Annotated in this window: 19 protein-coding genes; 15 read left to right on the forward strand and 4 right to left on the reverse strand. The window is 39.6% G+C overall.

Translation table 11 applies throughout. The annotated features are described in order from the left end of the window. Positions 1–422 precede the first annotated feature (422 nt). From Q0976_RS23265 to Q0976_RS23280, 4 genes are all read left to right on the forward strand, one after another. Complete coding sequence (locus tag Q0976_RS23265) at positions 423–1637, forward strand: glycosyl hydrolase (RefSeq protein WP_299497119.1); 1215 nt, start codon at positions 423–425, stop codon at positions 1635–1637. 209 nt (positions 1638–1846) lie between these two features. Continuing rightward, entirely contained in the window at positions 1847–2137 is a 291-nt protein-coding gene (locus tag Q0976_RS23270; protein ID WP_299497122.1) for a hypothetical protein, read from the forward strand. Between the two features lie 318 nt (positions 2138–2455). After that, positions 2456–2824, forward strand: a complete 369-nt coding sequence (locus tag Q0976_RS23275) for a DUF1304 domain-containing protein (RefSeq protein ID WP_299497124.1) — start codon at positions 2456–2458, stop codon at positions 2822–2824. Between the two features lie 104 nt (positions 2825–2928). After that, positions 2929–3792, forward strand: a complete 864-nt coding sequence (locus Q0976_RS23280; RefSeq protein ID WP_299497127.1) for a hypothetical protein — start codon at positions 2929–2931, stop codon at positions 3790–3792. Here the strand turns inward: Q0976_RS23280 and Q0976_RS23285 are convergent. Next, the gene (locus Q0976_RS23285; protein ID WP_299497130.1) at positions 3782–4861 is read right to left on the reverse strand and encodes an MBL fold metallo-hydrolase; all 1080 of its coding nucleotides are present in this window, start codon (positions 4859–4861) and stop codon (positions 3782–3784) included. The genes Q0976_RS23280 and Q0976_RS23285 overlap by 11 nt on opposite strands. A 267-nt stretch (positions 4862–5128) precedes the next feature. Here Q0976_RS23285 and Q0976_RS23290 point away from each other — a divergent pair, with 267 nt between their 5' ends. The 4 genes from Q0976_RS23290 to Q0976_RS23305 all read left to right on the forward strand — a co-directional run bounded on the left by Q0976_RS23290 (position 5129) and on the right by Q0976_RS23305 (position 9706). Continuing rightward, complete coding sequence (locus tag Q0976_RS23290) at positions 5129–5710, forward strand: GNAT family protein (RefSeq protein ID WP_299497133.1); 582 nt, start codon at positions 5129–5131, stop codon at positions 5708–5710. A gap of 341 nt (positions 5711–6051) precedes the next feature. Continuing rightward, complete coding sequence (locus Q0976_RS23295; RefSeq protein WP_299497135.1) at positions 6052–6807, forward strand: hypothetical protein; 756 nt, start codon at positions 6052–6054, stop codon at positions 6805–6807. 180 nt (positions 6808–6987) lie between these two features. Next, the gene (locus tag Q0976_RS23300) at positions 6988–8283 is read left to right on the forward strand and encodes a dipeptidase (RefSeq protein WP_299497138.1); all 1296 of its coding nucleotides are present in this window, start codon (positions 6988–6990) and stop codon (positions 8281–8283) included. Positions 8284–8407: 124 nt separating this feature from the next. Beyond that, positions 8408–9706 carry an NCS2 family permease gene (locus Q0976_RS23305; protein WP_299497141.1) on the forward strand — a complete coding sequence of 433 codons (1299 nt, stop codon included), beginning with the start codon at positions 8408–8410 and terminating at the stop codon, positions 9704–9706. Between the two features lie 19 nt (positions 9707–9725). Here Q0976_RS23305 and Q0976_RS23310 read toward each other — a convergent pair whose 3' ends face one another. Next, positions 9726–12839 (reverse strand): hypothetical protein, encoded by a 3114-nt coding sequence (locus Q0976_RS23310; protein ID WP_299497144.1) that lies wholly within the window; start codon positions 12837–12839, stop codon positions 9726–9728. A gap of 186 nt (positions 12840–13025) precedes the next feature. Between Q0976_RS23310 and Q0976_RS23315 the strand changes: the two genes are divergently transcribed. The 4 genes from Q0976_RS23315 (at position 13026) to Q0976_RS23330 (ending at position 17557) form a co-directional block, all read left to right on the forward strand. Further along, positions 13026–13829: a type 1 glutamine amidotransferase domain-containing protein gene (locus Q0976_RS23315; protein ID WP_299497147.1), complete on the forward strand. Its 804-nt coding sequence runs from the start codon at positions 13026–13028 to the stop codon at positions 13827–13829. Between the two features lie 529 nt (positions 13830–14358). Next, positions 14359–16239: a cytochrome c peroxidase gene (locus Q0976_RS23320; protein ID WP_299497150.1), complete on the forward strand. Its 1881-nt coding sequence runs from the start codon at positions 14359–14361 to the stop codon at positions 16237–16239. A gap of 165 nt (positions 16240–16404) precedes the next feature. Then, positions 16405–16794, forward strand: a complete 390-nt coding sequence (locus Q0976_RS23325) for a DUF4440 domain-containing protein (protein ID WP_299497153.1) — start codon at positions 16405–16407, stop codon at positions 16792–16794. A 22-nt stretch (positions 16795–16816) separates the two neighbouring features. Further along, on the forward strand, positions 16817–17557 hold the full coding sequence (locus tag Q0976_RS23330; RefSeq protein ID WP_299497156.1) for a metallophosphoesterase: 741 nt from the start codon (positions 16817–16819) through the stop codon (positions 17555–17557). 74 nt (positions 17558–17631) lie between these two features. Here the strand turns inward: Q0976_RS23330 and Q0976_RS23335 are convergent, their stop codons facing one another. Continuing rightward, positions 17632–19122, reverse strand: coding sequence for a hypothetical protein (locus tag Q0976_RS23335; protein WP_299497158.1), 1491 nt, complete (start codon positions 19120–19122; stop codon positions 17632–17634). A gap of 243 nt (positions 19123–19365) precedes the next feature. On the opposite strand from Q0976_RS23335, the gene Q0976_RS23340 reads away from it, so the two are divergent. Together Q0976_RS23340 and Q0976_RS23345 are read left to right on the forward strand one after the other, a co-directional pair. Then, a complete protein-coding gene (locus Q0976_RS23340) occupies positions 19366–20763 on the forward strand; it encodes a class II fumarate hydratase (protein ID WP_299497160.1) in 1398 nt (465 codons plus the stop codon). 152 nt (positions 20764–20915) lie between these two features. Beyond that, positions 20916–21992, forward strand: coding sequence for an alpha/beta hydrolase (locus Q0976_RS23345; RefSeq protein WP_299497161.1), 1077 nt, complete (start codon positions 20916–20918; stop codon positions 21990–21992). A 100-nt stretch (positions 21993–22092) separates the two neighbouring features. On the opposite strand, the gene Q0976_RS23350 is transcribed toward Q0976_RS23345, so the two are convergent. Beyond that, positions 22093–22611 carry a hypothetical protein gene (locus tag Q0976_RS23350; protein ID WP_299497164.1) on the reverse strand — a complete coding sequence of 173 codons (519 nt, stop codon included), beginning with the start codon at positions 22609–22611 and terminating at the stop codon, positions 22093–22095. A gap of 722 nt (positions 22612–23333) precedes the next feature. Here Q0976_RS23350 and Q0976_RS23355 point away from each other — a divergent pair. Continuing rightward, a complete protein-coding gene (locus tag Q0976_RS23355) occupies positions 23334–23840 on the forward strand; it encodes a GNAT family N-acetyltransferase (RefSeq protein WP_299497166.1) in 507 nt (168 codons plus the stop codon). Positions 23841–24057: the final 217 nt, after the last annotated feature.

Genomic DNA, 24057 nt, shown 5'->3' on the forward strand with positions numbered 1-24057 from the left:
CACTTATTCACTTATTCACTTATTCACTTATTCACTTATTCACTTATTCACTTATTCACTTATTCACTTATTCACTTATTCACTTTAGCCAGTCATTTGAGGAGTTATTCTCCCAAATAAAAAGCCATTAAATGACAGATAAGCATTTTTTGAAATATGCTATTTAATATTGCTATGGTACTCGTTTGGTTAGTCTTTTGATTGAGTTAAGGTCAAATACACCTGAATATAGTCGCAAGGTATTGGGTTAATTTATTGTATTTAATAATTTATTATCCACATTTTAGTATAAAAATACTATAAGTCGGTGACGTTATAGCCAAAAGTTTAGTTAACTCTCATACTTATGCCTCATGTTAAAAAATGTCCTTCATCTAGTATTAAATGCTTACGGACTTTTATCACATGCAAGGAGGCACAAGATGCGTAATATACTTTTTTTGATCATAATGAGCTACGGGGTGATCTTGTCGAATACCGTTAACGCCAAATCAATGGTGGGGGCCTATATTCAGGGTAATGGTTATCGCCTTGAAAAAATGACTGCCTTTGAAGCTGACATTAATAAAGACCTCGCGATTATCAATTTATTTACTAGTTTTGATTACGACTGGCATACCCTTAGAGTGCAAAATGCGAATATTATTGCGCAAGGTGCGACGCCGATGATCACCCTCGAGCCCACACTCGCACTACGTCATAATGATAACCTTTTGCCTGAAATTATTGCGGGCGACTGGGATGAATATTTAGATAACTGGATTGCGGACTTTAAAATATGGATAGAAGATCTTGGCGATCCTAATGCAAAGGTGTTATTACGTTTCGCACACGAATTCAATGGTATTTGGTATCCGTGGAGTAACTATCCTACACATTATATTTTAGCTTGGCGCTATCTGCATGAACGATTTGAAATGGCTGGTGCGAATCAGTACGTTGAGTGGGTATGGAATGCCAATAACGTTGATGTTGACGATTATGATGATATCACTCTTTATTATCCTGGTGATGATGTTGTAGATTGGACATCCATTGATGGCTATAACTGGGGCTCAAACTTTTCCTTTAGCCAGTGGAATACCTTTGCTGAATTGTTTGAAGAGAAGTATGCATTGTTGATGTCAAAATACCCAAATAAACCGATTATCATTGCTGAAATTGCATCGGCAGAGCCTAGTGATATACCTGACTTGTTACTTGGACAAGATGGCGATGATAGTGATAGTGCAGAGAGTAAAGCATTATGGATTAAAGATATGTTCAAGCAGCTTCGAACTCATTTTAGAGGGATTAAAGGCATTGTTTGGTTTAATATTAATAAAGAGCTCAGCTGGTCTATTAATGAAGCGGATCACAATACAGGCCTAACTAAATTCAAGAAAAAGGTAAAACGGCAGTATTATATTAGTGAGTTTAGAATGGCGGACTCGTTTGTTCGAAACGGTATGCTTAAAGGGCTAGGTAAGCATCAAATTGTTAACAAGCAAGCCAATACTTCTGAACGTCAAGTGATGTTTATGCAGCGGGGACATCGTGTGAAAGGGCAAGCGGCAGGATTTCGTCAAATGAAAAAGGCCATGATTGAGCAACGCCGTAAACAACATCATAAAATGATTGCCGAACAAGTAAGATAATACATCCTTTATTGTATCACGGGCATATAACTCTTCTTTCAAGGCGAATTCAAGGAAAATAATGAAAGGAGGGTTATTAGGTTCTTCATGTCGAAAACCTACTTTGTATAAGCGGATGAAATAATAATGGATCATTCTAAAACAATGGGTTAGTGGTAATCATGTTGTGTTAGTGTTAAATTGTCTATTTAAAGTAATTGAAAAACATAATGCGTATCATATTGTTGTTGCAGGTTTTTATCTCATTTCATGTATTTTCATCGGTTCACAGTATAGAGGAACGTGAGCTTTCTTTTAAAGAAAGTGAGGCATTAGGTTTTTTGAAAGTGAACTCTTTAGTGGGGAATACACCTGATGACCTTATTATTATGCAGTTTACTTTTCCGAACATTGTTGAGGGGCAATTTGAAATAAGAGATGTTTATCTTGAAGGTATAAGCAATGAAAAAGTTGTATTTAAGACGTCATTACACATTGATAATGAGGATAATCACCAATAAAAAACAACCTTTATTCAGTCTAGTGAGTTATTGGGGATTCGATTATATTTGTTTGTACTTTACAGCTATTTCCCACAAGCGTCCTCTATAGAAGTAAGCAAGCTTATAAAACTCGGGGATATCCGTTTGATCCCCTCAGGAACATACTCTGAATATTTAAATTGGACTGGGTTGCAGTAACAGCTTTAAATAAGTCATTTAAAATTAGTTTCTTAAAATTTTTTATTTAAATAAGTTAGTTAAAATAATAGTCTTGAAATGAGTGCGTCGACAAGTCAGACTAGCTTATTGAATGAATCATAATTAACAAGGAGTCATATGGAATATTTAGCAATAGGCTTGGTACTGTTAGTCGCCGTTGAGCATATCTATATTCTAGTGCTTGAAATGTTTTTATGGACAAAACCGAGAACCTTAAGGGTGTTTGGCATGACCGCCCAACTGGCTGAGAGTTCAAAAGTATTGGCTGCTAATCAAGGGCTGTATAATGGTTTTTTAGCGGCGGGATTATTTTGGGGATTGTCACATAGCAATAGCCAATTGGGTTTTGAGATCCAAGCTTTTTTCTTGTCTTGTATATTGTTAGCGGCAATGTATGGTGGATTAACCGTTAAAAAATCCATTTTAATGGTGCAAGGGATCCCCGCATTATTGGCGTTATGTAGTGTCATGTGGGTGCATGGATAAAGCCGTCGTTTCAGTTTGATAACATGCATTTATCATCAAGACAAAGTTTGTCATTGATAATGAAAAACTAAGAGTAAAAACAAAGAACATAACAAGGAAGTTGTATGGCTATTTTACACGATATTTTACAGGCTATTTGTCCATTTATTTGGCAGGGCTTGAATTGGAACAATAACGATAATAACGACAAGAATGCAAACAGCAATAGATGCCATAAGCAGCAAAGCAATTCGAAAGGTGACAAGCAACACTCCCTGGCAAGTATTAAGCAACGACCGCTTATCGTCGATATTCATGAAAACCGTGTGCAGGCTAATCCTTATTTAGTCATCGCCATTCATGGTGATGTCCCTTTTGGCCCAGTGAGCTATCACAATACTTTTGCCAAACAGCTTAGTGAAGCCACTGAAAATGTGGTGGTAGGCTTATTACGCCCCGGATATAAAGATGATAAAGGTCGTCGGTCTGTGGGTCGAAAAGGTTGGTCTGTAGGGGATAATTATGACTTCAAACGTATTGAGTCGATAGTACACACAATACAAGCGTTACAGCAGCAGTATCAACCGATTAAAACCATTGTTGCTGGGCATTCTGGCGGGGCGGCAATAACGGCAAAAATGCTGGCTTATTACTCGAATTTAATGGATGTCGCTTTTATTGTGTCTTGTCCAACGGATATCAATGTGTGGCGCAGTGATATGTTGAAGTTGTCCTTTAATCCGCTGTTTATAGGAAAATTGAACAGGGTTTCTCCGATGGATCTGACTGATAAAGTATCAACGAACACTCATGTACATGTATTTTGTGGCGTCAATGATCCTATTACGCTGCCTTATTTAAGTGAACGTTATGTCGCTAAATTGACCCATGGGGGCAAAAATGTCCGTTATGATGCCATTGAAGGCGATCACAATATCTTTTTGCACCCCTTTATTTTAAGGTCGGTTGTAAAGCAGATCACAAACTGACATTGTCGCCTTCATTGAGAATATAAAGAGGGATGTCAGCATTGAGAGTGCTGTGCATATGCAATAAACGTTGCAGTGCAGAATGAGAGTTATGATCCCCCATTTTCCAACTGGCATTACCATAGCCCCAAGGGATCATCACTTTACAGTTTAGGTCTTTGGCGGCGGTTAAGGCATCTTCTGGCGTCGTATGCACATAACGATACCAGTCTCCATGTTCTTTATGATAATAAGATGCGATGGGCAGCAGACAAATATCCATGTCACCATACGTGTTTTGTATATCTTTAAAATGGGCGGAATAGCCCGTATCACCAGCAAAGAATAATCGTTTACCTTGATATTCAATTACCCAGCCGCCCCAGAGAGTCGTGTTATCATCTTCATAGAGGTAGGGCACCCAAATGCGGTTACTAAAATGATGGGCGGGAACAAAGCTAACGGTCAGATCGCCTCGTTGCAGATTTGAAAACCATGCCATTTCATTGATTCGATAGCCATGAGCTGGGAAATGTTCGGCGAAACCTAAAGGCACAATGTATTCAGGTTGTTGGCCTAATTGTGCAATGTCTCTTTTATTAAAATGATCATAGTGAATATGGGAATACAGCACCATATTCGTTTTGGCAAGCTCGCTGGGGGTGGGCCATACAGGGGGTTGACGATTAAAGCCTTCACTTAGCCAAAATGCCCAATTAACCGGCCAATCAAATTGCTCACTGACGGGATCAAACAATAATTGGCTGCCGTCAGGGCTGCGAATGAGAAAGCTTGCATGGCCTAACCATTGAATATCAAAGCCCACGTTTAATTTGGGGAGGACTTGCTTGCCGATATATTGACAGCGTTCTTTTTCTTGTTCGCATTGAATGCTTGCTGTATTGGGATAGCAATTGTCAGTGCAGTTTTCGGGGTAAGTGGGCTTTTTGGGGTAGAGGTTGGTAAACCTTGTTACTGAGGCTGCTTTATAGGGCGTAATTGACTGAGGTTGAATGATTTGCTGAATGTTATTATGCGTACCGCATGCGGTTATTATCATGCAGTTGAACAGTGTGATGAGGTATTTCATTCCCTGCCTTTTTAATTGTCCTTTTTTATATTATAAAGAAATACTTGTTGAAGTATAGTCAGAGATAATATGAGCTTTATGTGCTTCGCGTTTGTGGATCCTATCCCAAATGGGCACGCCGTTTTTTCATTGTGATTTATTTTCAACGCATAATAAATAATAGACTGATGGATATAAGGTGAAGGTGATTTACGTCATATAATATCAATAGGTAATGATTTATAATAGGCTTTATTTTGATTGAATTATTTTCATGGTGAACAAATAATGAGCTGGTTAAACTCTGTAAATTTAGCGGGAGAGTATGTTTCTCTTGAAGTATTAACGATGGCACACCTTGAGGGATTAAAAGAGGCGGTATTAGACGGTGAGTCTTGGCGATTATGGTATGCCAATGTGCCAGCACCAGATATGATGGAAACTTATGTAAAAAAAGCAATACAAGGTACTCAAGATGGGAATATTGCATTTGCAGTCAGGTGCCTGAAAACACAAAAAGTAGTAGGGACGACGCGTTTTTATCACGTAGATGAGAAAAATAAACGTGCTAGAGTGGGTTATACATGGTATGCCCAATCAGTCAGGAAAACCCCGATTAATACAGAATGTAAACTATTATTACTTTGTCATTTATTTGAAAATCATTCTGCTATGGCAGTTGAATTCAGAACGCATTTTTTCAATCAAGGCTCAAGAAGAGCCATTGAGCGACTCGGTGCAAAGCAAGATGGCATTTTGCGATGCGATCAAATCATGCAAGATGGTTCCATGAGAGACACAGTAGTGTATTCGATTTTGGGGACTGAATGGCCAGCAGTAAAAAATCATCTTAAAAGCAAACTAAACTGAATTTGACGCTAGGGTCTGTTGCTATTTGGTGAGGCTCGTGTATTTAGATACATGACATTGATACTTACAGTCGCAATGATGTGGCCATGACAATACGCTAATAGGATATAGATGGGAGCATTGCCATATCATTTAAAAATAGATCTAATCTATCAACATTAAATCGCTATTGGTTTTTCTTTATGCGTTAAGGAATATTTATTTTTAATGAACTAGATTGTTCGCGCATCAATATAATCATTTCTTTTAAATACTGACAGTGATGTTTTTTTTTGATAGTCGATTAACGAGTGTTTAATACATGATGGTGTATGTGATGAATGACATATTTGAGGTCTTGTATGATAACGGTGAGTGTGGATTGGAATAGTAAAGCTCATACTTTAGGGGATAATGTAGGAAATATCGATCAAATAACTGCTGATACATCTAAGAAAAAAATCCAAATTCAAGGAACGACTAAAACATACACTGTCTCAATGGATTCAAGCAACCGTTGGCATGTGGAGCGAGAAGGGTTGAGGGGTTTTTTTGCAAAATTAGGGTTTGGAGGGCACTTGTCTAGAAGCCTTGAAGCGAAATTAAATAACGATCCTCTTTTTGTTGATATTGCTTTTCAACCTTATAAAGGTCAGCAGTTAAAGCATTCATCAGTGAAGGAGCAGAGGGTTGAACAAGGAAACAATAATGTGACACTGCATGTGGGTGATCGAATGTTGAAATCGCCTGTATCTAATATGAGTCGAATGTTTGAACAGACCTACGATCAGCAAGTTAATTGTTGGAATAAATATTATAAAGGTACTGATCTAGATACTGCCTGTGTAACTAAGGAAGGTAAGTTATCGACACCGTATATTCAGGGGAATTACCCCAATGATAAACAGCGTGCTGAATGCATCAAAAATATGTATGAAAGAGGTTTTATTATGGAAGATTGCAGAGATAAACGAAATTTTATAGTGGGCATTAAAGGTGAGTGTGAGCCCGTTGATTTTGGTCAGGTGATAACAAGTGATAATCGTTTTTATGCTGCAAAATTACATATAGTGTCTCAAGAGTATCAAAAACTCACCGGTAACCCGCTAATAACGTGAGAAGATATTGTCGAATTAATATATTACTTTGATTTTAAAGTGTATTATTTAAAGGTGTTATTTATTTAGTCGTCTATGAAGAAGAAAAGTCAGTCTCTATTTTTTATCATCACTCACTTTGACAGTAGGGAAAGACAAAGATAAAGTGTGGAAAAATAATAACCTGTAAAATACTTTTTCATGACTAAATTAACAAAAGAAATACATGTGACGGTGCAAAATAATGTAATGTTGTCCACCAAGGCAGCGATGACACGTCAGCTGGGTCAAATGGCAACGGCTATGACGTTACTGGCGAGTTTAGTGGCATGTCAGAGTTCTGGCCCTACTGAGCAAGCGCTTCAAGAAAAAGCCAATAAGATAGCACAAACCTATCTGATAGCGGATACACATATTGATGTGCCGTATCGCCTCGAAGATCATTTTGAAGATGTGAGTCAGCATACGGATAAAGGTGACTTTGATTACCCCAGAGCAGTCGCGGGTGGCTTAAATGCTCCTTTTATGTCGATTTATACGCCATCTGCATTGGAAGGGACCGGGAAAAGTAAAGCATTAGCCGATGCCTTGATTGATAGTGTCGAGGCGTTGGTTAAGGCATCACCCAATAAGTTTGCGCTAGCTTATTCTACTGATGAACTGCAACATAATTTTGAAAATGGATTAATTTCCTTTCCGCTAGGAATGGAAAATGGCAGTCCCATTGAAGGGGATTTGGCGAATCTCAGCCATTTTTATCAACGAGGGGTAAGGTATATTACCCTTGCTCATGCAAAAGCGAATCATATTTCAGATTCTTCTTATGATCTTGAGCGTCCGGCCCATGGCTTAACTGCATTTGGTAAAGTATTAGTGCAAGAAATGAATAACTTAGGGGTGATGATTGATGTGTCACATATCTCGGATGAAGCCTTTTATCAGGTCATGGATTTGAGCAAAGCGCCTGTGATAGCGTCGCATTCTTCTGCAAGGTATTTTACACCAGGGTTTGAGCGTAACATGAGTGATGACATGATCCAGCAATTGGCTGAAAAAGGGGGCATCATTCAGATTAATTTTGGGTCGACTTTTATTTCGCAAAAATCAATTGAAAGTTATGAGGCGTATAAAAAAGCCAAGGCGACTTTTATGGCTGAAAATAAGGTGCCCGAAGACAGTGAGGCGGTGAAAGCGTTTAGTGATGATTATCGCCAGCGTGTTCCGTTCGAGTTCGCCACCCTCGATGACGTACTGGATCATTTTGATCATGTGGTGCAATTAGTGGGCGTCGATCATGTGGGAATAGGATCAGATTATGATGGGGTGGGTGACAGTTTACCCGAAGGGCTTAAAGATGTGTCTAGCTATCCCCATTTGATTGCTGGGTTTTTAAAGCGGGGCTACAGTGAAGGGGATATCAAGAAAATTTTATCAGGCAATTTACGTCGAGTGTGGAAGCAAGTCGAAGATTATTCTGTTAATCATACAGCCACTTAAGCTAAGCCATTTATGCCACTAACCTTTAAAGGCATATCTTGTTTTAGTTTATCATTCAGTGATTTGTTGAATCGCTGGATGATAGTACCTCACAATGAGAAATAGACATAAATTGGGACTGATAATGACAGGCTTTTTAGAGCGTGTGTTTAAACTTAAATCACATGATACTAGGGTTCGCACTGAAGTGATCGCAGGTGTGACCACGTTTTTTACTATGGTGTATATTATATTTGTTAACCCGCAGATCTTAGCGGTAGCAGGTATGGATAAAGGGGCTGTGTTTGTGACAACCTGCTTAATTGCAGGCTTAGGTTCGATTTTGATGGGCTTGATTGCTAATTTGCCTGTCGCATTAGCGCCTGCCATGGGGCTGAATGTCTTTTTCGCTTTTGTGGTGACATTGAGCATGCAATATAGCTGGCAAGTGGGTATGGGAGCGATTTTTTGGGGGGCATTTGGCGTCTTTGTGTTAACGCTGTTTCGCATTCGTTATTGGATTTTAAATCATATTCCTGTGTCATTGAGACTCGGGATCATCAGTGGCATTGGTTTGATGATTGCGCTGATGGGACTGCAAAATATGGGCATAGTGGTGAAGCATGATGACACACTGCTTGCGTTAGGAGATTTAAGTGCGCCATCCAGTTTGCTGGGAGGATTCGGTTTTTTTATTATTGTGTGCCTTGCGGCGAGAAGCATTCATGCTGCAGTATTAATTTCACTGTTTGTGATCACTACCATTAGCTTTTTTATCGGTGAGGTACAATTTCATGGCGTTGTGTCATTACCACCGAGTATCAGTCCTGTGCTGGGTCAATTAGAGTTAACCGATGCACTGCGCCCCGAATTAGCTGGGATCATTTTTTCTTTTATGTTAGTGAATCTATTTGATTCTACGGGCACTTTAGTGGGCTTGACTGACAAAGCGGGATTAATCAAAGGTGTTGAAGGTAACAAACAAATGAAGCGGGCATTGTTTGTTGATAGTTCATCATCAATGGGAGGGGCTTTGATGGGCACCTCTTCTGTGGGGGCGTATATTGAAAGTGCATCAGGCATTTCGGTCGGTGGTCGTACCGGTTTAGCAGCGGTTGTGGTCGGCATTTTGTTCTTATGTGCTATTTTTATCTCGCCGTTAATACAAATGGTACCGATTTATGCAGCCGCTGGCGCATTGGTATATGTGGGCGTTTTGATGGTTGAAGAGTTGGCAAAAGTAAAATGGCAAGATATCACAGAGGCGGCGCCAGCTTTTGTGACAGCGATTATGATGCCGTTTAGTTTTTCAATTACAGATGGTATTGCCTTAGGGTTTATGAGCTATGTCATTATCAAATTAGGCTCTGGACGTTATAAAGAATTAAACCTGTGTGTGTGGGTGGTTGCCTTGGCATTTTTAGGCAAATATCTTTGGGTATAAGTCAAAGAATATGGCATGGTTATTCATCAAGTGACACACTTGCGTATTCTTCCCATGAAGCCACACATTCATAGGTTTCTGCTGAGCAATCAGACATCAGGCTGATTTGATTAAAATCGATCGTCTCTAAATGGGGGGCCGCAAGTATTTTATCGGCCGGAATGTCGCTGTCATTGCCATAAAATAGACTTATATGGGGGGCAAACTGATAAGTGGACTCTTCATCTAAGGCATTTTTAGCTTGTTCATAGAAACTGTCTAGTTGATCGGTATTTTTCATTTGATAGTAAAAACGTTTGAAAAAGTCGATACCCCATTGGACACCGAGTACATTGGCATCGGTTGCACTTTCATTCATGAAGGCGGCTAGAAATTGATTGACTAAGGCTTGTTTGGGTAAATAGGTACTGCCGCAAAATAGCGTAATGTGGGCATTAAAAAACGGACAGCTGGTACCTTGAATATTATCAACGACAATGGCATCGAGTACAGCTTGATCTTGTGTGTCTGGGTTTAGCCAGACACAAAAAGGTAATTGGGTCTCGGTAGCAAAATATTCTGGACCATTTAAATAGTGACGAATACGCGTACCTAGCCATCCATTGTCATAGAGATCAGGGTTGAGGCTAATATCGATGGCGCCAGATGCAAGGTTTTCTCCTCCCCATAAAATAGAAAAAATATTAGCTTCAATAGCCGTTTTTAAATGTCCTTCATTCCAATAGTAAGTATCTTCGGTATTGCCATCGGGTTGTACTTTTAAATAGTCAGGAAGAGTGGGAATCGTATCAATATAAGCGATTAAGTTATCAAAATCGACAGCGGGCATGCCGCCTTGCGTCTCTGAAAAAAAGAAATTGGGCGCGGTTCCGCCATGTTGCTCGGCTACTCGAGTGGGAGCGTCATCAATGTCATCGAAACGTTGAATATGTGCCCCAGGAATTTGCCAGATCATGGCAGGCTTATTTGTATTATCACTCATTTTACCCACAAAGGCGGTATAATTGTACCAGTCACTGGAATTATATAAATAGCTTGCATCATAAACGGCAGGCATAAAGTCATCGCCTTCATATCGGTCGATGACGATAAAATCGGGTTGATAGTCGCCATTAAACACAGACCAAGCTTCAAGATAACCGGTTATTTCGGCTGCTTGACTATCAATGATATTTGAACTGGCATCGTAGATCCAAGTACTGTCGCCTGTTGCCCAAAGGTTTTCTTGCCATCCATAGCTAATATTTGGTGCGAATGTATTCATGATCCAGTTCGTAGCAGTAATCCACGCAATCACATCATTACTGCTGACATTCGGTGTTGCATAATGATTGGCGCCACGGGTTTTGCTGATCTTAGGACCTGCTGTTGTCATGATGTGATCCCAAGTGGTGTTAGCGGTATCGAGATCGGCACCACATTCTATTAAGACATTAAACAGCTCGAGAGGAATGATAGCCTTGCTGCAATCTGGCACAAAAGATTGATAGGTATTGACGAAAGAAATGGCGGCGTTCAATGAGTTTTCTACAGTATAGTCCCCATTATTGGCGAGCTGCTCATTAATTTGTGCATAGTAATCGGTTGTACTGCCGATATTTTTTTCTAGAGTACCAAGAAAGTCGGGATTGAGGATCACAGAACCCATGCCTTTTTTTTCGAGTAATTGAGCGATGAGAATGAGTTTACTAAAATAATTCATCATGACATCACCAGTAAAATCATTCACCGGCGAATACCAATCATAACTCGCGTTAGCAGTATATACGACCATGACAGGTTTTATTGTTGGACTATTATCGGGTAGCGCATTGTCATTATCATAGTCGACAGTTAAAAAGCTCGTTTGAGCGAGTGTTTGATAGGTCTGATAAGGATAAGTCACAGATAGGGCATTTGGATCGGTAGGTAAGCCCGTACCGGCATATTTAAAAATGGCATTCATAGGGTATTGTGTGAGTGAGACTTGGGTTGAAGATAAGTCTGTGCCATTGTAAATATCGGCGTCAGTGATGTTACCCATGGCTAAATAATTTGGCCAACCTCGCACTAAGCCAATAAACGTTTGGGGATCAATGTCATAATCGATACTGTTGATCGCATGGTTTGCAGTCGTAAAGCTTAATGTGCCCGTGGTGGCTGTATCGATCTCTGTTGCCGTGACTTCAATCATACAACTTGTGGTGTTAGCAAGGATCTCACAGCTTGATGCCGAGAGTGTAAGTTGATCTTCATGATCAGTAATATTGATGTCAATGTTATCGACTGGGGCTTGAGAGGTGTATAAAAATAGCCAACCCGTTTCTCCACTGGCCAAGGGGTTAGGAGACAAATAGGCTTGTACTTGCAGGGTATCGCTAGCATAAATAATGTAATCGAGCGTTGATGTTGTAAAGTGGGCATTAGGATTAAAAGTGGTTAGGTTCATTGTCCAATGAATATCGTCTACGACGGTACCGGCAATGACAGCAATCGTACACTCAGTATCACCTATGTTGATCGTACAATGAGCCCCGTTAGTATAATAAAGATACCCAAGTGTTTGGCTATCATGCTGGCTATTATAATCAGTCGCAGTAATGGTTATTGCGGATGTTGCGGCTTTGTCTGCTTGAATGAGTAGATTGGCGGCTTGACCACTGATCAAGTCATTTGAAAAACTCGCGCTGAGGGTAATACCACTAGTGCTCGGCGTAATGGTGTAAAAAATATTTTCTGGTGTAAAGCTGCTATTTATGTTTGAGCTATTAAAACGTAATGTCCCCGAGGTTGTTTTGCTCACATGTGATGCGGTTAAGGTGACACTGCAATGGGTAGTATTGTGGGTAATTGAACAATGATCACTGGAGAATGACACTAATTCATCTTCATCAATAATTGAAATAGTTTCACTGTTGGGGATCTCGGCATTGGTATAGATAATCAGATCCGTACTGTGATTGCTGAGCAAAATATTAGATGTTAATGTTGGTGTGAATGAACTGGGTTCATTGTTTGAGGATTCACTACTACATGAAATTAAAAATATTATGCTGACAAATATGACAATCTGTCTAGTGCCTGTGAAGAAAATATATTTTGTAAAGTCAGTATGCTGTAGGTTTTCTTTATTTTCGCTAGAAGCGAGGAGCATAGTTAGGGCCTTTTAAAATCCAATAATGACAAATTAAAATATGAGTATAGTTAAGACTATTAAAAATGCTGAAAATCACGTGATTCATCAATTCGACAGAGCGGAATAAATAGGTCTAAATATTCATTAGTGATATAAAGAGTCTTTAATGGAAGTGTCAATATTGAAGGATAATGAAGGGATATTATGAAATATATTTTTAAGGTTTTACTGTTTACGGCGAGTGTGTTCTCATCACTGAGTTATTCTGCTGAGGCCCATTTTGATTTATCATCGATAGCCACCAAGAAAATATTAATTATCACATCTAATAGGCTTGATATGGGTGATAAAGATAAACATGATGCTCGTAATAACTTATGGGAAGTCGCACCACCATTTCATGTGTTTTTTAGTCACGGTACTGAAGTGGACTTTGTGTCACCTAAAGGGGGTAAAGTTGAATTTATGATGGATCCTGTTGGGATCAGCAGTTATGCCATAAAATATGAAGGCTTTTTGGATAAAACAACCAATACCTTGTCCCCTGATTTGATTAACCCCAATGATTATTGGGGAGTATATATTGGTGGCGGATATGGGTCTTTATTTGATGTTGCGAATAATCAATCATTACAGAATATTATACGAACTATCTATGAGTCGGGCGGCATCGTGGGGGGAGCGGGGCATGGAGCAGGCGCGTTTGCCAATGTCCAACTTTCAAATGGAACGTTCTTAGTAAAAGGCAAGAAAATCGCCGGATTCCCTAATAGTACTGAAACCTCTAAGTCATGGGCTAAGAAAGGGACATTATTGCCTTTTATGGTTGAAGATCAGCTTAGCAAAAATGGTGCGATGGCACAAAATAAGCAGACTTTAACCGATAAACATGAGGTTGTGGTTGATCAACGTATAGTGTCGACGATGTTTCTGCCTTCTGCGGCATTAGTAGCAAAAGAGATGCTGTTACTGCATGACAATAAGAAAGTGGCTCAAATTTTATATTGATTTAGCGATAAGAAATGCATCTGCTCCATAGTCGTAAGAAAACGGTTCAAACTTGAGTCTTTAATAGACAAGTATTGTGATGGAGTCATACTTGTCTATTCGTTTTATGCTTAAAAACCAGATCATTCTAGTTTTATTCATTTCATTCACTTAACTGTATTATTTTACCTTTACTTATCATTAACTCAAAGACTGACCCTTTTGCATTTTATCATTTTTCCTTTCAAATTCTCGCACTCTTGCTATTTGAGTAATGATTAAAATCAATTTTTGAAATACATGATTAGCCTAAATGCGATTCATTTTAAACTCACATTGAACCGATTTTGTCCGCTTAATGCATGGGTGATACTGCTTTATTTGTGCCGTTAAGCTTATGTAGTGGTTTGTTGTGGAATACTTCAAAAAATGAGTAGCCACACTCATATTTTGTGCAAAAGCCTTGTTAAGTGTAAATCACTTGCTGGCTTTAAGGTGTGGAAATGTATTGCAGTAACATAAATATAATAATGTATGAAAGGAATGATGTATGAAACAATCAAAATATTTCCTGTTAAGTTGCTTGATTTTACTATTAACGGCTTGCGGTGGCGGAGATGACTCCTCTGGAACGGAACACGCTGATCACGATCCCATTGATGATAACTCAGTGCCAGAATCATCGTCGTCAACGGCCCCTAAGAAATTAATTGCCAATGCTTTTTCTGGTACGAGTATAGGATTATCTTGGTTATCAACAGGAGAAAATGTGACCATTTATCGTGATAATCAGAAAATTGCTGAGACGACGTCGAATTATTATGTTGATGAAAACTTGAATGTGAATACCAATTATCAATACTCAGTGACAAGCGGTGATGTAAAAAATACCCATGAAACGGCTAAAGTGGTGGGTAAGACATTAGTCAATGCTAGCAATTTGGGCATGAGTAATGGCGCTGGATCGGATATTCTCAATGATCTTCTTATCAACTTTCCTGCTTGTCAAATCACTGATGAGCAACAAACTGCCAGTGATGTTGCAGATAGTGATTTAGATGCATGTTTACATGAAATGTTAAGTTTCAATAATATGGCGATACAGTTGGAAGATATGCGGGCTTTTGCCGCGCGAGTGCGACGTGAGCAATCGCCAGAAAAAGTCGAGTTAGGTATGCGCTTATTTCATAATAAATCGCTCAGTGCAAAGGGGGATACAGCCTGCTCTTCATGTCATCATCCTGCGATAGGCTGTGGCAGTGATCAGTTATCTATGCCGATAGGTTTGAATGCGTCAGTGCCGGATTTACTCGGTGTGGGGCGAACTGATGTGGTAAATAGTATTCCCATTGTGCCACGTAATTCTCCTGCTATTTGCAATACATCCCTTTGGAGCCAAGGATTATTTTGGGATAATCGAGTGACAGTGAAAGAAGGGGGCTTGACCACTGAATTTCAAGACGTGACAAATAATACACTTGATACTGTAGGTGATAATCATACGCTGACTTTGTTGATGGCGCAGGCGCATTTTCCGGTGACGGCAGCCCCTGAAATGGGGGATATCGTCGACTTTGGTTATGATGCGCTCGATCAAACACAACATACTGAGTACCGTGAAAACGAGCTAGTGAGTCAATTAGACCCCGAGAGCTGGAGTGAACTGTTTACTGACGCTTTTGGTGATGACAGTATTCATTTTTCCCGCATCGCTGAATCGCTTGCAGCTTACGAGTCGGTACAGTTATTTATTGATAATCCATTTTTTGATTATGTTGATGGTGATCTTAATGCGATTGATAACGATGTAAAAAGGGGAGCCATTACTTTTATGTCTAGTCGAGCGGGTTGCACTTTTTGCCATTCGGGAGCCTTGTTTAGCAATGAAGACGTGTCGGCTGGCAATTATCCACAAATTGGAATAGGTACTGACGCTGATGGGGCAGATCGGGGTGCAGAAGGGCCTTTACCCAGCACTGATTTATCCTTGAGTCCAAATACGGTTGGGTTTTTTCGCACGCCTTCTTTACTGAATGTGGCATTAACGGGTCCTTGGGGACATAATGGACAATTTGGTTCATTAAAGCGAAATATAGAGCATTATCGAGATAACGCTGCTTCAATTACACAATATTTTGAAAGTGAGTCCATGTGTAAGCTCGCTCAATTTAAAACATTGGCGAATTGTACTGAAACATTGGCGCCAAATGGCTTAGCACATTCAATGGATATCTTTAATGGAAACGAAAGCTTTATAAATGAAATCAATGATGATGAAGTGGAATTTATGGTGGAATTCTTAAAATCATTAACCGATCCTAAAGCGAGAAATGTCCAATCGAATGCTATTCAGGCGTTGATCCCCAGCCGTGATGGCGGTCCTGATGGACATCAATTAGAGGCAATTGATGTCAATGGTAATACACTATAAGCGTGTTTCCAATGTTAACGAGGGTGTTTAGGTCGCACAATGATTGTGCCGCTGATGATACAGTGTATCTATTAACGATGCAGTAAACAATTTCAATGAACTGTTTACTGTATCGTTTTGTTCCAATAAACTTTTCCTTATGGAGTAATGAGTAGGAAGTGTCATTTGGAACATGTAATAGAGACATTAATAACGTTAGAAAAAGCCTGCATTCAAGCTGATATTCGCGCATCAAAAAGCGCCCTAGCCGATTTGATCGATGATGATTTTATTGAGATCCCCTGTAGCGGTATCCCTTTTAATAAAGCCAGTGCGCTGAGCCGTATTCCCAATGAGCTCCCTCCCAAGTTTACCCAGCAAGATTATGCATTAACAATGCTGGCGCCAAATGTGGCATTATTGACCTATCAAGCAAGTATTACAAAAGAGAGGGGGAGTCAGGTAAGCTATTCAATGCGCAGTTCGATATGGCGATTTAAAGTGGGCCGATGGCGTATGTGTTTTCATCAAGGCACTCCAATAGGCACTCCAATAAGTACTTTAAAAAATGATTAAAATATAGAAGGGGCGCAATGTCATGAGAATATATCAAGTTAGCGATTGCCATTTAAGTTTTGATGATCATGATGTCAAAGCAAATCTTATTCAAGTATTGCAGCATATTGAGCGCCAAGCTGATGGCGATATGTTATTGCTAACGGGGGATTTAGTGAGCGATCCTTCCATTGAGATATATACAGCATTTAAAGCCATTATTGAGGCCCATGTCACCCTGACTCAGATTTATGCTATCGCAGGAAATCATGATGATTTATCGCTAATGAAACAGGCTTTTAAACAGAGTGCCATTCAAATTAAATCGCTAGTGAGATTAGATTCTGATCATCGACTTTTATTGATAGATTCCAGTTTAAAGCCAATTGAGACAGACGCTATGCCATTGGGAGCGGGACGGGTGTCTAAACATGCCTTGGCATTGCTGAAAAAGGAAACGCGAAAACAGGTATCAATAGTGGTGATCCATCATCCAGTCTTAAATCTTGGTGCACGCTGGTTTACTCAGATTGGAATAGAAAATCATCAAGCTGTTATTAATGCGATACATCCTCAAACATTAGCCGTCATCAGTGGACATGCTCACCATTATTTTAAACACAGTATCAAAGGCTCCCTTGAGCAAATTGTCAGTCCAGCAACCTCTTATGGGTTTAATCATGATTGTGATCATTACGAGAAGGAGGCTGTTATTGGCTATATGGCCTATCAGTTTAATACAAAAACAGCACAATTGACTCATCAAGTGTGCTGGGTTGACTGATGGATAAGATAGTCACTTAGCTGACCGCATTGATTAACATAATTCCATGGCTATCCATCAGAACGGAAAATGTATTATTCAGTGCCCGGATCTGCCGAGGATACGTGCAAAGTTAACTCCGTTGGCGCTTGACTATTTGCATCCGTCATTATGTCATAGAGCCGAAGTAACTCAGTATCAGGATCGTATGTGACATTCGTGCTGATAATGTTACCTGAGTACTCACTTCCTAAGCAGCCTCCAGTCATCGTACCAGTAATATTGGTGTATTTAGCTGTTTGACTCATATTAAAATATGCAGCAAATTTTTGAAGTAAGAGTGTATTTTGGCAATTTTGTCCTATGAGAATTAAAGGGGGCGTCGCACGAGTATTGGTTAATTGCCAGCTCCCTTTAAAAACAGTTTGTTCTGGAATAATAAAATCGGTTTGAAATTGTAATGATGCTTGATTATGGCGTTGATCGTTTTCCTCTGGTGTGTAATTTGCGAGCTGATAAGTATTAATGGTAAATGGGATCCAAGTATATTGTGTGAACCCTTGTAAGGTTAAGTCAAATAAAATATAAGCATTACTAAGTCCTGCTGGTTGTTCACTTTTACTGTTCATGAAATTGGTCAGTTTTAGCTGATTATTGTCGGGATCAAATTGAGCACTCACCGAAGTTAACGTTTCTATGATGGCGTTATCATCACAATTTTCTTTATACTCTCCATCAAACTGAAAAGCATTAGTTTGATTATTGTTATTAAATGCCAATAGCATATCAAACAGGCTTAATTGGTAAGAACATGACCCTCTTTGCATCTTAATCACGATATTATTATTCAACTTATCTCCTAATAAAGCGATTTGTCCGGTTGCAATGCCATTTTGAAACACACTTGACTCGATTGGAGTCGAGCTTAAGCTTTGTTCGGTATTGGAAGCGATGGCGGGAAGATTTGAAATCATTGCATCTTGAACAGTGTAAGGTGAATTAGTCGCTGTAATGTCACTGATGACATAACTGCCATTATCATTTTTTTCGATGGAAAATTGATCCGTGAAAAGTGGATATACATTGGCGTTAACGGATGCACTCCAATGTAAGCTGTTTTTCCAGTCCCATCTGATCCCACGGCGCAAGTCTAACTCAATGTTGAAATAACCTATAGCCGCATTGGTGTCGCTGAACCTTATTTCATAAATACTTTGGGTGTACATTTTATTGCGGGAATCAACAGCACTGGGTGAGCATTTTGATGCTTTTGTTGTTATTTCTGTTCCTTGGTTTTGATCAATGGGGATTGCCGTCGTGGACCATTGAACATTTGTGGTGCCATCTTCAGCCGTTTTTTCTGATGACTCAGCATGTTCTGGTTGCATGTCACAGGGTTGGTAACCTTTAATATCCTTATCATCAGACCATTGTGATGAATCCTCTGGCTTATAGATAGCGTAAATATCACTGCTTGAATGATTGATTAACGTAAAAATGTTTGTTCTGTGGGCACCATAACTTAATTGACTAAATAGCATTAAAGTGATGGAAAACGAGATAAACAAGAGAGTAGATTTAAACATAACAGAACTCCTAATAATGAAATATAGAGTTGCGTTAGTACGATTTAATGTAACTTAAAGTTATTTACTTTTTTACAATGTAAGGTAACTAATCAGTCAGTATTATAGGTCAGGTGAATAAAAGTTAATAATTAAAGTTTAGCCTTGTTTAGCTTATATTCAGATTGGCTGTTTATGCTGATTCATTCATGATTATTTTTTCCTATACTTGCTTTTTGCCCTTCTTTTAGGATTGATGACGATATGGATAATTTTCGTATTGAAAAGGACAGTATGGGTGAAGTTAAAGTGACGAAAGGGGCACTTTATGGAGCACAAACTCAAAGAGCGATAGACAATTTTCAGTTAAGTGACTTGATGATGCCTCGTGCTTTTATTCGAAGTATGGCGTTAATTAAGCAGATCAGTGCCCAAACGAATCTTGCGTTACAGGCCATTGACGCTTCAATCGCGAAGGCGATTATTAAGGCGTGCGAAACCATTATTGACGGTCAATATGATGCAGCAGATAAGCATTTCCCCGTGGATGTTTTTCAAACGGGCTCGGGGACAAGTTCAAATATGAACGTGAATGAAGTGGTGGGAGCATTGGCGAGTCAATATACTCATTGTCCAGTGGATCCGAATGATCATGTCAATATGAGCCAAAGCAGTAATGATGTCATCCCTACCGCTATCCATATTAGTGCAGCATTAGCTATCGCAAATGATTTATTGCCAGCATTAGAGCACTTAGACAAGAGTATTATCAATAAAGCGGATAGCTTAACGAGCTGTATTAAAACTGGTCGAACGCATTTAATGGATGCAATGCCGATTAGCCTAGGTCAATCACTTCTATCTTGGTCGGGGCAATTACAACATGCTCAACGTGGAATTAAAGCGGGATTAATTGAATTATTACAATTGGCTCAAGGTGGAACGGCTGTGGGGACGGGCGTGAATGCTCATACTGAATTCTCTCGCATATTTTGTCAATTATTGGCAGAAAAGACCCAACTGGATTTTAGGCCCAGCAGTAACAAATTTACCTTAATTGCCAGTCAAGATGTGGCGGTGAATGTGTCGGGGAATTTAAAAACTTTAGCGGTGGCATTACTTAAAATTGCCAATGATTTGCGGTGGATGAATTCAGGTCCATTGTCGGGGCTGGGAGAGATTTCGCTAACGGCATTGCAACCAGGCTCATCCATTATGCCTGGAAAAGTGAATCCAGTGATCCCCGAATCTGTAGCCATGGTGGCGGCTCAAGTGATAGGCAATGACACGAGTATTACCATTGGCGGGCAATCGGGCAATTTTGAGCTCAATGTAATGTTACCCATGATTGCCTATAATATATTACAAAGTATAGGGTTGTTAAGTAATGGCATGCGTACATTGGCAGATAAAGCCATTGTTGATTTTACGGTCAATAATGACAGGCTCAATGAACAGTTGGCTAAGAGCCCTATTTTAGTGACTGCATTAAATCCCATTATTGGTTATCAAAAAGCGGCTCATATTGCTAAAAAAGCCTATGCTGAACAGCGGGCGATTATTGAGGTGGCAGAGGAAGAAACTGAGTTGTCACACGCTGAACTGAAGGAATTACTCGATCCTGAAAAATTGACATTTGGTGGGTTGCCAGGGGGAAAATAAAGGAGAGTGTCAGGTTTTTCCAGATTTGTTGGTTTATTTTTTATGTCAGTTTTTACTGGGTATTTTCTGGATGAATACCTGTTCGAATGATACTTAATGAGACCTTAAAATGATAGTACGCTAATGAGTTCATTATGATAAAAGGATAGAATATGAAACCCCCACGTATTTATGATCCCGAGATTGAAGCAATAGCAAAAACCTTACCTTATTTTGGCTTTTCTGATCCGAAACAAGTCAGAGAAAGCTTGAGTGAAATGCAACAAATGCTTCTAGAACAAGGTATTGAACGATTAAAAGATGAGAATATTGAAGAGATTGAGCGCAGTATTCCAGGGCTCAATGGAGCGCCAGATATCCTTATTCGTTTATATCGGCCTAAAGAGGTAACTGATCCTATGCCCGTTTTCATTAACTTTCATGGCGGTGGATTTATATTAGGCGATTTGGAAATAGATCACCCGCGAAGTTTAATTATGGCGGCACGAACAAAATCAATGGGGGTGCTGGTGGATTATCGTTTGGCGCCTGAACACCCTTTTCCAGCAGCGGTGGAAGATTGTTATGCCACGCTTGTATGGGTGGCTGCTAACGCTAAGTCGCTGAATGTCGATCCTAATCGTATTGTTATTGGCGGGGGCAGTGCGGGGGGAACATTGGCGGCTGCAGTAGCATTGATGGCTCGAGATCGGCAAGGGCCAAAAATATTGCTGCAAATGTTATTCTATCCGGCGCTAGATGAAAGAGCCCAAACCGCATCGATAAAACAGGGAGAAGGACTTTATATTTGTGATAGTCACAGTGTACGAGCCGTGTGGTGTCATTACTTAGGCATAACGTGTGTCCAAGGAAATCTTCAAGAAAAAAAAGACTTAGATGAGCTTAATTATAGTGGTATCAAGCATAATGAGAGCTGCGGGCATGGTTTAAGCGGGGGGGATTTAGAAGATGAGTTGATGCATGTGTCTCCTTATGCCGCACCCGCAAGAGCTAAAGATGTCTCCTCTTTACCCCCCGTTTACATGATGACTTGTGAGCATGATGCCTTGAGGGACGAGGGCATATTATATGCCATGCGACTCATGGGCGCAGGAGTGCCCGTTGAATTACATCACTATCCAGGAACAGTACATGGATTTGACTTTCTGACTCCTTCTCGTTTATCTGAGCAAGCGATTGATGATTGTGTTCTTGCTTTCATGCGAGCTTGCCATCCAAAAGGGGCTTAGCTACATAACAAGCATGACAAAAAGAGTGTTGAAAAATATTGATGATAAGTAAAAAAATAGAACGCCTCTCGAAGGGAAAGTACGCTCTATTGAAAAACAATTAGAGAAAACTAATGGTATATTGTCCGCAAGCTCCGTTTATACCCTCTATTGTCGAATTAGAGGTGTTGAGTATTGGCAAAATGGCAACAGTTTTTTGCTGTTTTAAAAATTGAACACTGCAGTGAAAAATTTTGAGCTCATTATCAATAGCAGGGCACATAAAAGTGTGTAAATTAGTGTTGTTATCGATATTAGGTTGGTTACTGGTGAGATTGAGTTGCATGATTTGATGCTTGTTACCATGAGGGAGATCATTGAGTTTATGGGTTGTTGTTTCAATCAGTTGATGACTCAGTATTGAGTTGTCGGTATTAAAATCGAGTTCCCCCTCATCAATGGTGTTGGCTCCATCAACCTTCAGCTTGTTACATCCATAACACAGCCCAGTAAACATAACGGTTATAGACAGTTTTACAATCGCTTGGCGACTTTGATTGAGATCGACATTAAGCGCAGGAAATAATTCACGTCCTCCACCTCTTAGGGCATTAAGCTGTTGATTGGTGATGACTGGCATAATTTCTTCCCAAGTGGTTAATTAAACATGTATTGTTTTATATTTGTTACCATTGCAGCCTTGCTGAGCACGGGAGGCCACTTGTACAACGCATGCGATCCTGTTTTGGCAATATCTGTTATTGGGCTTAAGTTACTTAAGCTGAACTCGGGTTAAGCAGCGCCGTTAACTATCGCTATTTTGGCCCCTATTTGTGTTGTGCTTTCTACTTATCGCGGCTATTAGGCACGAAATCCCGCCTTGATATCGACCAAAATATCGGTATTTAGCAATAAATGATATAAATAAAAAACAAGAAATTAATTCATTGATTTTTAATATAATATGATTTAAATCAGACACTCATTATTCCAAGTTCAGTCAATTAAAAAGTTCATTTAATTAAAAAGTTCAGTTAATTAAAAAAAATTAATGTTCAATGTAAAGATAGCGCTTTTTTTGCCAAAAGCCTATTACACCTTATTACAAAGATAGCCATGTTGATGATAGACAGCATTTTAATTGTTTTTCTGACAGTATCTATTGATATATATTCTATAAAATCATAATCTTAAATTATCTGGTGTTTTCCTTAAAGTCAGCTATTTAACGTATTGTTTAATCCGTTGTGCTAATCGTATTCACTTAACATAGTCGTATCAATGCCTATTGAGTTTATCGTATCGAAACCATCTAGTTTATCGCGTTGTAGCAAAAGCATTGCATTGAAAGGATCTGTCAAAATGATAACAGTAAGACATAGTGAGCTCTCTGATTTAGAAGCAATTAAAACGATTTACCAGCAAGAGCATGCCTATAGTAATACCTTGCAACTTCCGTTTCAGTCAAATGAACTGTGGGAAAAAAGGCTCACCACTTTTTCTGATAATAACATTAATTTAGTGGCCCTCATTGATGAACAGGTGGTGGGGCAATTGGCATTACAAGTGATGGACAGGCCGAGACGAAAACATGTGGCCACCCTTGGCATGGGAGTGTCCAGTGCACACAGAGGCAAAGGGGTGGGCAGTCAGCTGTTAAGTGCGGCTATCGATTTAGCCGATAATTGGCTCAATATTCGGCGAGTCGAGCTTGAGGTGTATAAAAGCAATGAAGCCGCCATTTGTTTATACCAAAAACATGGCTTTGTTGAAGAAGGACTCATGCGAGATTATGCTTTTACCCATGGGGAATATGTAGATGCATTGATGATGGCCAGGTTGAGGGGGCAACCTTCAAATGAAGCTTGATGACATTTTTATTATCTGAGTTTTCTTTTGGGTCAGTGTGTTGGTAGTCATACCCTCGAATGTATTGATTGCCTGCCGCAGGCTATTGTGCAAATACGTTTTAGAGACGTCACAAGCACTTCCCTGTGGACTCTGCCAAAACATATATGGACACCTCACCTAATTCAAGTGATATTTTTGAGTAACAATGGGTAAAACTGCATACGTATATCCGGCC

Origin of the sequence: uncultured Shewanella sp. (assembly GCF_947501665.1) — a bacterium.
GTDB lineage: Bacteria > Pseudomonadota > Gammaproteobacteria > Enterobacterales > Shewanellaceae > Shewanella.